This window comes from Bartonella sp. MR30HLJHH, assembly GCF_042194195.1.
Classification (GTDB): domain Bacteria; phylum Pseudomonadota; class Alphaproteobacteria; order Rhizobiales; family Rhizobiaceae; genus Bartonella; species Bartonella grahamii.
Genome location: NZ_JBHIMO010000020.1, coordinates 1 through 11,750, shown reverse-complemented (window position 1 = coordinate 11,750; position 11,750 = coordinate 1). Strand labels below are relative to the sequence as shown.

Below are 11,750 nucleotides of genomic sequence, written 5' to 3'. Positions count from 1 at the left end.
AACGTATCATAAAATTTATGAACTGTTATGAATGATAGCTGCTTTTCATTTCATTTGAACGTTTACATGCGTTATAATATTTACATCATGATTTGCTTTTTATGGTCTATTCATGCATGCCAATCTTATATAAAAAATAGTCAATTTAAACATGCATAAAAGGATGGATTCTTGAGTGGATTCATATAAAATAATTGCAAACAACATATTGACTTTATTGCGTTTTTTGATATGATATTTCTTACACGGTCTAAGCTATTTTGAAGGGCGGCATTAAAAGACGGATTCTGTCCAACCATACCACCAGAAGCCATATGTCTAAGATTCATGGCTGCCGACGTTGGATTGTAGATTGTATTCATCAAAGAGCGATTTTGATAATGATGAGGGACACTCCCAAGACCACCTATGGCTTGGGTGGTTTGAGCACTTAACGGGGCAATACGAGGTCCTCCATACACATTACCCCCAATCCCTGTGTCATACATTTGATACGCATCCCTACCCCCACATTCTCCAACCAAGCTGGAGGGGCGCTTGTCTGTACCTGCTTTTGTTCTGTTGTTGCTGGTGTCTTGCTCCCCATTTCACAATTCCTTCCTGTAATAAAGCATATCTATGCTGTAACCTTGCTTGTCCAATGCACGTTTCCAACCCAAACGACCCAAGATCTCCATTTCAAAAGCGCCATTCTCACGCGCCCAATCCTCTGCAACTTGCAAATTGTCAACTTGATCAAGAACACCCTTGCCACTACATTCACAAATGAGCGCGCGCTTCTTTCCTAAAACTGTCTGTTGTATCTAGGTCGTGACTACCGCTAAAAATCGCTCTTCATCATCCAAAACAAGCCATAACTGTTTCTCGCCCATGCAAATAGATTCAATGAGTTCTTGCAACGTAATTTCATGTTTAAAACGCTCTACATACTCTCTAAAAGATGCAATAATCTCTTCAAGATAAGGGGCTATACGCTCCATATCCCAAGGACGAGACAAGGCTTTCTCAAACTCATCAACCTAGAGAGTGCACAATCCGTCCTATGACGCAACATTATAAGATCAAAAATGATGTTTTCTTTTACAAATGTGCAGGGCATTACACGTGCTGTGCCGAAGGTTTGGCGTGGGCGTTATGGACCCGTTGCCCTGCTCATGATGATAGGCTGCCTAGCTTATCCCTTGCCAATGGACATGATGGGCGTCTCTTTACTCTATTGTTATGCTGGTTGTCCTTTTAGAGAGATCATACAAGCGCTCATTAGAATTGACTTGCTTAGAAAACAAGCTTATGATCAGACGCTTTCTTTATCCAAACAGTTTTGTGCTGATCTCAAACGAGCAAAACAGAAAGCAAAGAGAGAAAAAGCAATTTGGCAACAATGCCAACCAATCAAAAATACTTTAGCAGAAACCTATTTACGCATGCGGGGTATTACATGTAATTTGCCTACAGATTTACGCTTTCATAGCAAATGTCCACACCCATCTGGGATTACACTGCCCGCGTTAGTGGCTCTTGTTAAGAGTGCTGGTTCCTTTGCTATTCATAGGACATTTTTACAAGACAATGGCTGCAAAACAGATCAAAGACCAGCAAAAGCCATGTTGGGATCTGTAACGGGTGGCGCGGTGCATTTAAGTCAAGCCAATCCAAAACATCTGGTCATTTGTGAAGGCATTGAAACGGGTCTGTCTCTTCTGGTCTGGGTTGTTATCAGAGCCCGTTGATTTATGGGCGTCTCTTTTAACCAGTGGCATGATGCGTGTGAATTTACCCCCGATAAAAGGACGTCTGACAATTGCAATGGACGGCGATGATGCGGGTCGTAAAGCAGGTTTTACCCTAGCTGCGCGTGCCTATAGCCATGGCTTTGAGGTCTTTATCATGCAAGCCCCCTACGGTCTAGATTTCAATGATTTTTTGATACTGAAAGGTATAAATAAATGAGAGAGAATAAAATAATATTGTAGATACCAACAATCAAAATGTTTCATTCAATGATAACGATAATGTTTCTTTAAATGATAATACTTGTTTAGAAGCAATTCCTTATGAACAAGCCTTGCAACAAAACGGTTGGGGGGGATTAAAACCACTTGAATATACTCTCTTACCCGTTGAGCCTTTTCATGTTGAGCAAATGCCTTTAACTTTAAGTCGCTATATTTATAACGTTGCTGATCGTCAACAAGCTCCTCTCGATTTTGTGGCTGTCGCTGCTGTGTGTGGCTTGGCTGCTCTCATTGGCAATGGCGTGCGGGTTGCTCCAAAACAGCATGATGATTGGAAGATTGTCCCTAATCTCTGGGGCGCTCTTATTGGTCAACCTTCAACGATGAAAACACCTACCATGCAAGCCGCTTTAGCTCCTATCACTTGCCTTCAAAAGAAATGGTATAAAGAGTGGCTAAAGCAGAAAGAGAGACAAGAAATTGAAGAGATACTTGAGACTTTAGACAAATCCGAAAAGCAAAAACAAGCCCATAAAGCAATACAAAAAGGAGATCTTGAAACAGCCCGTGCTCTTTTGTCTGAAACCCTCTCTAAAGACAATGATTATGATGTCTCTCGTTTTATTGTCAATGATGTCACTGTTGAAAAGTTTGGGGAACTCTTACAAGCCCCCCGCGGTCTCTTAATGGTGCGTGATGAATTGTCTGGCTTTTTAGCCAATCTGGAACGAAGAGAATATCAAACAGACCGTTCTTTTTATCTAACAGCTTTTAATGGCAAAAAATCATACACCTATGACCGTATAGGACGTGGAACCATTTTTATTCCCAATGCAACCATTTCCATTATTGGGGGCATTCAACCTTCACGGATTATTCCCATTATTCAAGCAATACACCATGGAACAAATAATGACGGCTTATTGCAACGATTTCAAATGCTGATGTGGCCCGATGAACGACAAGAGCGGTTATGGGTTGATAGACCTCCCAATCAAAAAGCATGGGAAAGTTATCAAAGAATTTTTCGTTCTCTTTATGATAAACCTTTAGGATCACCAAAACACCCTATTACCATACGCTTTTCTACTGAAGCTCAAGAGATGTTTCGTGAATGGTGGGAAAATTTTCAAAAAACAATCAAAGGAGGTCATTTCTCATCAAGTTTACAAGCGCATCTTTTGAAAATGAATAAAACCATACCAACCCTTGCATTGATTTTTGAACTTGTTGAAGGAGGGCGTTTTGAAATAGGCTTGCCTTCACTCCCTATGACATTGTGTTGATCACCCTATTTGTTAAGTCATGCAAAACTCATTGTAGAGCCTTGTGATCATTTACCAGATGGTTTTACCTGCACGAGATGTTTATAAGCGTGATTGGAAGCTTTTAAAGGATAAAGGAATTATTCAACAAACTTTAGAGCTTTTATGCTGTTGCAACTATCTTCGTGAAATTTATGAAGACAAAAAACCCAAAAGGCAGTCGGCCTACAAAACGCTATGAATAGCCCACCTTGGTGAAAAATCATAGGACCACACAATAGAGAAATCTCTTTTGAGAGTTTTTCAAGCCAATCGCTCAAAGCTCTTTTTAGTGATATTCTCTTCATTGCTCTTTTTTCAAAGAAAATGATCAGAGTTCTTCTTACAAAGAGTTTTGTTGCTTTTGGAGAGTTATTCCAATGTTTATGTTATTTTTTAAATAATAAAAAACATTATATTTTAATATTTTTGTTTAGGATCTCGAGCTACTCTATGGAAATTTCTATTTTTGTAAAAAGTCCAAACGTGCAACAGTATGGTAAAATATATTTTTATGACATTGGTGATTATCTCTAGAGAAAAGAAAAACTTACGATAATAGAAGTCATTTGGGAGTATTGATGGTATTACGTGAATATCAGCTACAATATCATCTGGATTTATATTACTCGTAATTGGCATTTTGGATGCATGGCTCATTTGTTCTGCGAACTATTGGACTTGAATGTTTAATCTATAAGCCCAGTATTGATGGTATTAGAATAAACGCCATCTTAATTTGTAAGTTTAATCGAATGCAAATTGAGAACATTCGATATAATAACAAGCGTATGCTTCTTAGCTAGCCCCCTTTAAGTAAGATAATAAGGCCACCTGCTATACTGTTCTGATTGGGGTTGAGCTCAGCTTTATAATAAACATCAAGCTGAAATACCTATAATTCTTTCTCATCAAAAATCTTGAATAAAAAAGGCAAGTTGCTGTTTAAATTACTGCTAATATCAAAAAAATCAAAGCCAATTTTGCCACCATCTTTGACACTTTTAGTATATAAGATTCCGATACATGAGACAAGCACCATATCGTTCTTCCATCGGTATGTCCTATATCTATTCACGAAACATAGCTGCTTCAGAGTGGGAAACACTATATATTTGTAGCAATTTCTTTTAATTTATTCATATCAAAATACAAATCCGATACCTTTCGGCAAAATTTATCAAGATAAATAAACAATTCATCAGAGATGATATATCTTTTTTTCTCGAATTCTCATTAAATCCTCAGTTTTATTATTTAACGGATGCGCTTCAAAATTACTTGCACGATTTCCTGCTAATTTGGTAGGCATATAATGATTTATGATGTTACAAAAACTACAATCTAAAGGGCCAGAAACATTACTTCCAACCATACCAACGTAGTTATTTTTATTCTCAAAACACTTATATAATTCTTTAATATTACTTGCAAATGGCTTATAGACAAAAGCATTATAGCCATATTCGTGAATTTTTTCATAACCACATTTCACGAATGTCTCATCAGCGATATTTAAGAAACCCAAATCTGGAATTTTTGAAGGAAATTTCATAGGCTGTTCTATTCCAAACAAATTATTCTTATCTATCCTATCAATAAAATAATTCCACTGCTCAAAATTAATACTTGCATTGAAATCAATAATAAATTTTACATTTTTGTTTTCATTAACAATTGCAATTGTATCATCCAAATACTGATTCGATGATTTCAATTTTATCAAATCGTAATTACGTATCTCATCATCAATAATTTCACCTATTCCTATCGTTTTAATAGATTTTATTAATCCAGAATTAATAATTTTAGCCATTTCAACTTTTTTAAAAAAATCTTCCAACCCAAAGAAATAGCTTAAAGAATTTGAAAAGTGTTTACTTTTATTTATTGATCTTTCATTTACAGATTTTATAAAATCGTCCGGCATTTCTCCGTGACTAGGTGACAATGGCAACTCCATAGCAAAGGGCGAAATAACTTTATCCCGAACAGTAAATAAAATTATCAGTTCTGTTTTTTCAACTAACACACCAGAAGAACTGTGAAAAGAATCCGATAATTTATATTTATTGGTGTAAACTCTGATGCGTATATCCATATTTTATCTCACAGCCAGAAAAAAAATCCCGTATCATATTTAACTGAAATGTATTCTCGTACTTTTTTCTATTTTCAAAATTAACTAAAATGAACTCGGGAGTAGCGATACATATTAGAGCTAACACTTCTGCCAAATCGAATCTCTCCGATAAAGTAATCGTCACACTATATGGTACGCTATATTTTTTCATACATTCTATGTTACGCACCCACTTTTGTTTATATTTTTTACTGTCTAGATTTCTTATCTCTGAAATAACATCTGTGCCTATTTGTATCCCTAAAAAGAACGGATTACTCTTTAATAGCTTCAAATATGGTTGAATATAGATATGCCCCCTGTTGCAATCCGAAAATATTTTTTACAAATGAGACACATACAAGTATATTTATGAAGTAAATCATAATCGAGCTCAAAAGGCTCTTCACCAGAAAGAATAATAAAATCAGATTTTATGTCATTTATTGTATATAAAGATTCAGGCAACGCGTCATCTCTCACCATACATTCCATCGAATACGGACAATGATTGCAGCCCGCACTGCAATTTTTATTACAAATTACAATATTATCGCCCATGAATTTTCTTATTCAAGTTCATATAGTCCAATACTAATTGTTTCATGAAAATATTTTGGTATAGACAAAGATCAGAAATTTTTTTAGCCACAAACGCTTTTATCATTGGTAAAGCTTCATCCTTTGATATAGACAGCAAATGAGAAATATAGTCTATCCGTTCTTCTAAATTGAGAGATAATCTTGGACTGGTAAAAAATGTTAAGATATCCAATTCCGGACTGGCTTCTTGACATAAATCCCAATCCACTACCATAAAAGAACTATCAGGAGTAACAATGATATTATCAGGATGTAAATCTCCGTGTGATAAGATTATATTCTTGCTTAATCGATCTTGAAAGATCTTATTGATTTGATCAATAATCGCCTTTTGATGTAGCAAGTCCATTTGGCTCAATACAATACCCCGGATAAACTCCCATTCGATTACTTCATCACAAAGTGTTATCAAATTTGGTGCAGGATAGAGACTTTGTCGAAAAGAGCCATCCTTGATGTTTTCATTAATGCACGATGCTTCCGGATAAATTTGCCCATAGCAAAACTCTTGATGCTTGCGTTTCAAGAAATGTTGTTTTGACGATTGTGCATTTTCAGGCTGTAACCAAATGATTTCTTGTTTTCTGACAAAAATAATTAAAGCAGACACCCCAAAAATCACAGCCATAATCACTGCCAACCACAAATTAGCCTGCCAGAATGTTGAAAAAACATGACCGTATAAAAAACTGAATGCAAAGGATACAACAGCTGTAATAATGGCTGTAAATGATAAAACAGTCGCGATAGCTTTGGGATCAATCAGTGAATTTATAAGAAGAGACGACAGATAAGATCGATAAGCAGATTTAAAAACACATAGAAGTAAAAATCCTAATATAAGAGCCGCAATGATTTGAAATGACATGAGAAAAAAAGCAATGGTTACCATACAACCAATCATTAAGACGGGAAAAATAGGATTTTGAAACTTTGAAAAATACTTCTGAAACAATATATTGGAACTTGCTGAAAAAAAATTCCCAATGATAAAAATAATTGAAACCAAAATAGCAGGTTGAAATGGCAAAAAATCAGAAAATGCGATAGAAACAGTTCGATTATTAACCAAAATAGCAAAAGCTGAAACTGCACTTAAAAAAATAAGAGTGAAGCGATAAGGATTTTTGACTTCTTTACGGCTGGCGCACATAACTGTGAAAATACCCGGATGAGCGTTGATATGAAAACTATCTAATCCCTTCGTCAGTTTTGAAAACATAAAAATAGAAAAAATTAATGAAAGGACTTGAAAAATCACAGGCAATGCAGGATGCACATAATAAAGTATTCCCCCTAAAAAAATAAGTACCGTTGTCACACTATAGGTAACAGCAGCCACTTCGGACTTAACGGAAAACAGTGTGCGATGCTTTGGTACTACAGAAAAGAGTAAACTATCTTCCGCACCTGAGAAACAAGCGGCTGCTAATGTAATACACAACAAATAAGTGGCGTAAGCAAAATATGCATAATTCATAAAAAGAGCTAAAAAACCGCAAAGAAAGAAAAACAGCCCAGTATAAATAACGCGCTTACTTCCATAAACATCTGATAATAAACCCAAGGGGACTTCTAAGATCAAAGGAAGCAATAAAAAATAACTACCGATTAAAACAATATCCGCTTGCGACAAATGCAATTTTTCCGACAAAAAAAGTGGTAAAACAGCAACCACTAGAGCAGTAGACTTGCTAACACTATAAATCTTAAATTGCTTAACCTTATCCACAAAATACCTTCCCACGACATCCGCTACATGCGCCAGATTCTTTCAAAGATTTTAAAACGCTTTGAGCAGACCAATCTATTGCCTCATAATTTTGTAGATTCCCAAAAGCTTCTGAATAAAAGCAATTTTTTAAATCTCCATTATAGTCCAATACCAAGGATGAAAATGGAAATAAACACATTAACGGCGACGAAACGTACGTAGAATTTTCGCCTAAGTAATAATTAATACAATTTACAAAATTTTGTGACGTCCATGAGATTTTCCTTTCTTGGAACTTTTTATCTATATAAATCTGGAGGGGGGATTCTTTCCTTGATAATTCATCTCTCAAATGAAAAAGTGAGGCGTTTGGCGGAAGAATTTTGTTTCTTAAAGCCTTAGATCGATCCTTTGTATTATTTTTTCTAGAAAAACTAAATGACGACGTATCGAGCGGGCTGAATCCGATATAATCGACATCTTTGCTTATACAAAAATCGATAAAATTAATAATATTTTCTAGAATCTCTTTGGTAACTGTCGCTCTTATTCCTATACTTTGCAGAGATTGAAGATTCTTAACTGTTTCAATGTTTTTCCACACACGATCAAATTTATTCGCCCCCCGTATATCATAATATCCTCCTCATATTGTTATTATGTACCTTATTTATATTCAAGACAATTAGTATTTTGTAAAAAGTTCAAAAGTTTAAAACTTTATAATTGTAAAGTCAATTTAACTGTAATACGCAATATTCAGTTTGGAAAACAAATTGGCCTATACCGGTATAAATCGAAAAACTCTTGTGCTCAGCTAATTTCCATTTTAATTAGTAAGTTCATTCAAAAAGTAGATGGTGAAGCTATCCCCTCAAGTGAAGCACAAATTGGCTGGACTTATAAGGACGGAGTGTTCTCTCCTCCTATTGTTGATGAAAACACAAAACAGCTCTCATCTACTGAAATGAAAGAAACAGATATACCCGTAGAGCTCATAAAAGAACCACAAGAGAAAGATAATCAAGTCTAGGCTATTAGGCTTGTATGATTTTTTTCTTTAAAGTCCTTTTTTGACTGACAGTGTCAGTCTTATGAGAGAGTGTAGATGATTGTTATGGTCTCTTCATTAATTTGGAGAGCAAGATGACAATAGAATTTAAATTTCGTATTCACTTTATTAAGAATGGCAAGGGATCTAAGTTTTTAGCAATATTTGATCAGACAGCCGTTGGTATGGTCGTAAAATCATTGATGTTAACGTGCAAATTTATCCCCTCCATACACCTATTCTTCTCTTTACGCATGATGTGGAGAAACAGGATAGTGTTCTGTTTCATAAGCTTCAATTAACAAAACAAGAGTTTTCATTCTATCAAATTCTGGAGTATTCTCTTTAGGTTGCTTGTCAAACATTGCAGACACAATTTCTAAAGCTTCTTGGTAATCTCTCTCTGTACAAATTGGTTTGATATTCATTTCTTAAATTACACAGTATTGATGTTATACTGTTTAGATTGTAATGGTTTTTAAGTTAATTGCAAAGAAGACTATCTATGACTATACGCAATCCTAATCGTTGTCCTACTCATCCAGGAGAAGTTTTAGCAGATATTATTCCTGAAACAGGCAAAACAAAGTCAGAAATTGCACAAATGCTCGGTATATCACGCCAACATCTCTATGATATTTTAAATGCCAAAAAGCCTGTCTCTCCTTCTCTTTCGGCTTGTCTTGGCAAAATGTTTGGGAATGGAGCTGCCATATGGTTACGTATGCAAGCCAATTATGATGCGTGGCATGCTGAACGTGAAACAGATGTTAGCAAAGTTCCAATACTCCACGCTGTTTGACTTTGTGACTCAATCTCTAGAGACTTTTCCAAGTGATTTTATTGCTTTAACTTCTTTAATTTTAAGTGCAATTTTACGAACGAAAGCAAGACTAAAGCGCCCTTGTGGTTTTAAATCTTCAAAGTCAAACAAAGATTCGCAAGGAACAACATTAAATTCATCAACACGCACCCAAGATTGCTTTTGCAACCCCGCACGTCTACATTCTATCTCAGGTACTTTTAAGCTATATTGTAAATTAATAGGCTCCTGAGAAGTAATAGGAAACAAAAAAATATGGCTTTCAGTTTTAACCATAACACAGGAAGGACGCGCTTTACGTCCTGAATGTTCACCTTTTTGCGCTTGTTCGTGCCATAAATAATAATATTGAACAACATCCCCTGCTTTAAACATGTTCATCACTATTCAAAATGTCATCTAAACCACGATCTAAATCGTCTAATATATTTTGCGGTGCATCTGCATAAACAAAAGATTGTGCACCAGAACGTGCTTTTATTAATTCATGATATAAATCAACAGGAAGCATAATGATTTTTTCACGCCCTCGCTTTGTCAAAGCTACAGGTGTAGACATAGCCTCGTCTAAAATATCGCCTGCCCCGCGGTTTACATCTGTAAAACTATATTTTTTCATATGCACATCCTATCTTTAATGTATAATACGTATTATACGTATAATGTGTATTATGTAAAGATATTTTACGGCATTAACCACCTCCCCGCCTCAAAGACGAGGAGATAAAATCATGTTTTTAAAGTTAAGCAGCTTTCTTAACAGAATTTTTCAAACTCGGCTCGTAAGCTTTCAACAAAGGCTCCATAATAGAAGGAGGTTTTAAAGATCCAAAATTTGTAACCATTGCTAGAATCCTGAGTGCATTTGGTGATTCATCTTGAAGTTTTAAAATCAAAGCTTTTTCTATTGCATCCATGGTCTCAATGAGAGCATTAAAAGCTTTATCTTCGACATCATCACGATCAGAAAATTGAAACAAAGCCATCCATAAATCACATAAAAAGTCGATACTGGTATTCATTGCACACCTCCATGGATTTGCTCTCTCAAACAAGCTAATCCTTTTGGTGTAATTTTTGTTGAAGGCAGTACCTTTTCTGTACCATCTGGTCTTTGAATAGTGATAGCAGGACAGTCCATGAATCCTTTCTTAATTTTATCCTGATAAGGTAACAGAGGCGCCCCTGGAGCCCGTCGATAAACCCAATCATGTTTACGCAAGTAATCCGTTAAATCTTTTGGTCGTACTTCAAGCATTTTCGCTGCTTCAATAAGACCGAATAAACCATCAGAGCGTTTTAAACCTTCCAAAGCTTTTGCTTTTGGTGCTAATTCTGCAATAACATGATCTTTTTGCTCTATTTGACTTTGTAAGTGATTCAAGACACCAAGCAATGCCTCGGGTTTGGAGTAGTCAACTTGTGGTGTTGCTACTTGTTTCAAAAGCCGTTCACATTTGATAAAGTATTGACGCGCTTCATGCCCTTTATCATTACGCTCTATCATTGAAAGGTGTTTAGCCATGTCTAAGGTGATATGGTATTCTTTTATTTTTCCACCCCGGTAAAAATTTACCGCAGTTATAAAGTTTATATTTTCCTGAAATTTACATTCTTTAATGCGATTTTTAATCCAATTTCTAAATTCAGACTTTATTTCCAAAAACGCATGTAAATCACGCGCGTTAACAGTTTGAACAGTTTCCTGATCAATAACCTGTTCTCTAATTTCTATAAGAGTGTTCATGAGAACTCCTTGTTGTTAGACGTTTTTCATTGACATTTTTTATAAAAATGCCGGGTGCTGAAAAACACGGCAACAAGTCCGTCGTTATGCCTTTCCCCCGAAAGGGTATTGTATAGCGTAACCACACCCGACAAAGCTATTATATGCGTGTAGCATATAATGAGTCAAAGTCTTTAATGTACAGAAGACTGATTATTTCGGTAACCAATCCGCTTGTTGTTTTAAGGTGTTTTTCAAGCACCTTTGTATGAATCTAACGGTTTTGAATATTTTGTCAAGTCGTTCTCAAAAGCGGCTTTTTACCTCTCATTTTTCACATTCACTTCATTAGCCACTATTTTAAAGGAGCATAAAATGGCAACAGGTTTTCTACACGGTGTTGAAGTTGTCGAGGTTGACGACGGCACCCGTCCCCTTCGCGCGGTTCAATC

10 protein-coding genes and 5 pseudogenes are annotated in these 11,750 nt (G+C 35.8%); 5 read left to right on the top strand and 10 right to left on the bottom strand.

The genetic code is table 11. From position 1 onward, the window contains the following. Positions 1-221 precede the first annotated feature (221 nt). Both ACFIKR_RS08095 and ACFIKR_RS08090 read right to left on the bottom strand, forming a co-directional pair. Positions 222-586: pseudogene (locus ACFIKR_RS08095) on the bottom strand (hypothetical protein); the annotation flags it as partial. A gap of 1 nt (position 587) precedes the next feature. Beyond that, a pseudogene (locus ACFIKR_RS08090) lies at positions 588-980 on the bottom strand (hypothetical protein). Positions 981-1,067: 87 nt separating this feature from the next. On the opposite strand from ACFIKR_RS08090, the pseudogene ACFIKR_RS08085 reads away from it, so the two are divergent. Together ACFIKR_RS08085 and ACFIKR_RS08080 are read left to right on the top strand one after the other, a co-directional pair. Then, a pseudogene (locus ACFIKR_RS08085) lies at positions 1,068-1,950 on the top strand (toprim domain-containing protein). Then, positions 1,947-3,465 (top strand): annotated as a pseudogene (locus ACFIKR_RS08080) (YfjI family protein). The pseudogenes ACFIKR_RS08085 and ACFIKR_RS08080 overlap by 4 nt, the downstream one beginning before the upstream one ends. Before the next feature lie 995 nt (positions 3,466-4,460). Here the strand turns inward: ACFIKR_RS08080 and ACFIKR_RS08075 are convergent. The 3 genes from ACFIKR_RS08075 to ACFIKR_RS08065 form a co-directional block, all read right to left on the bottom strand. Further along, on the bottom strand, positions 4,461-5,360 hold the full coding sequence (locus ACFIKR_RS08075; protein WP_375659493.1) for a hypothetical protein: 900 nt from the start codon (positions 5,358-5,360) through the stop codon (positions 4,461-4,463). Positions 5,361-5,931: 571 nt separating this feature from the next. Then, on the bottom strand, positions 5,932-7,716 hold the full coding sequence (locus ACFIKR_RS08070; RefSeq protein WP_375659492.1) for an MFS transporter: 1,785 nt from the start codon (positions 7,714-7,716) through the stop codon (positions 5,932-5,934). Then, positions 7,709-8,302: a hypothetical protein gene (locus tag ACFIKR_RS08065; protein ID WP_375659494.1), complete on the bottom strand. Its 594-nt coding sequence runs from the start codon at positions 8,300-8,302 to the stop codon at positions 7,709-7,711. The genes ACFIKR_RS08070 and ACFIKR_RS08065 overlap by 8 nt, the downstream gene beginning before the upstream one ends. A 249-nt stretch (positions 8,303-8,551) precedes the next feature. Here ACFIKR_RS08065 and ACFIKR_RS08060 point away from each other — a divergent pair. After that, positions 8,552-8,731 (top strand): annotated as a pseudogene (locus ACFIKR_RS08060) (hypothetical protein); the annotation flags it as partial. A 266-nt stretch (positions 8,732-8,997) separates the two neighbouring features. On the opposite strand, the gene ACFIKR_RS08055 reads toward ACFIKR_RS08060, so the two are convergent. Next, positions 8,998-9,177 carry a hypothetical protein gene (locus ACFIKR_RS08055; RefSeq protein WP_375659491.1) on the bottom strand — a complete coding sequence of 60 codons (180 nt, stop codon included), beginning with the start codon at positions 9,175-9,177 and terminating at the stop codon, positions 8,998-9,000. A 77-nt stretch (positions 9,178-9,254) separates the two neighbouring features. Between ACFIKR_RS08055 and ACFIKR_RS08050 the strand changes: the two genes are divergently transcribed. Continuing rightward, positions 9,255-9,551, top strand: a complete 297-nt coding sequence (locus tag ACFIKR_RS08050; RefSeq protein WP_375628620.1) for a HigA family addiction module antitoxin — start codon at positions 9,255-9,257, stop codon at positions 9,549-9,551. 9 nt (positions 9,552-9,560) lie between these two features. Here the strand turns inward: ACFIKR_RS08050 and ACFIKR_RS08045 are convergent, their stop codons facing one another. The 4 genes from ACFIKR_RS08045 to ACFIKR_RS08030 form a co-directional block, all read right to left on the bottom strand. Further along, on the bottom strand, positions 9,561-9,947 hold the full coding sequence (locus tag ACFIKR_RS08045) for a hypothetical protein (protein ID WP_375659490.1): 387 nt from the start codon (positions 9,945-9,947) through the stop codon (positions 9,561-9,563). Continuing rightward, positions 9,940-10,191: a type II toxin-antitoxin system prevent-host-death family antitoxin gene (locus ACFIKR_RS08040; RefSeq protein WP_375628617.1), complete on the bottom strand. Its 252-nt coding sequence runs from the start codon at positions 10,189-10,191 to the stop codon at positions 9,940-9,942. The genes ACFIKR_RS08045 and ACFIKR_RS08040 overlap by 8 nt, the downstream gene beginning before the upstream one ends. Before the next feature lie 124 nt (positions 10,192-10,315). Next, on the bottom strand, positions 10,316-10,594 hold the full coding sequence (locus tag ACFIKR_RS08035; RefSeq protein WP_375645222.1) for a hypothetical protein: 279 nt from the start codon (positions 10,592-10,594) through the stop codon (positions 10,316-10,318). Next, on the bottom strand, positions 10,591-11,319 hold the full coding sequence (locus ACFIKR_RS08030; RefSeq protein WP_375659489.1) for an antA/AntB antirepressor family protein: 729 nt from the start codon (positions 11,317-11,319) through the stop codon (positions 10,591-10,593). Before ACFIKR_RS08030 ends, ACFIKR_RS08035 begins: the two co-directional genes overlap by 4 nt. A gap of 243 nt (positions 11,320-11,562) precedes the next feature. Here ACFIKR_RS08030 and ACFIKR_RS08025 point away from each other — a divergent pair. Beyond that, positions 11,563-11,750 (top strand): hypothetical protein (locus tag ACFIKR_RS08025; protein WP_375659488.1); only part of this gene is annotated, 188 nt, incomplete at its 3' end.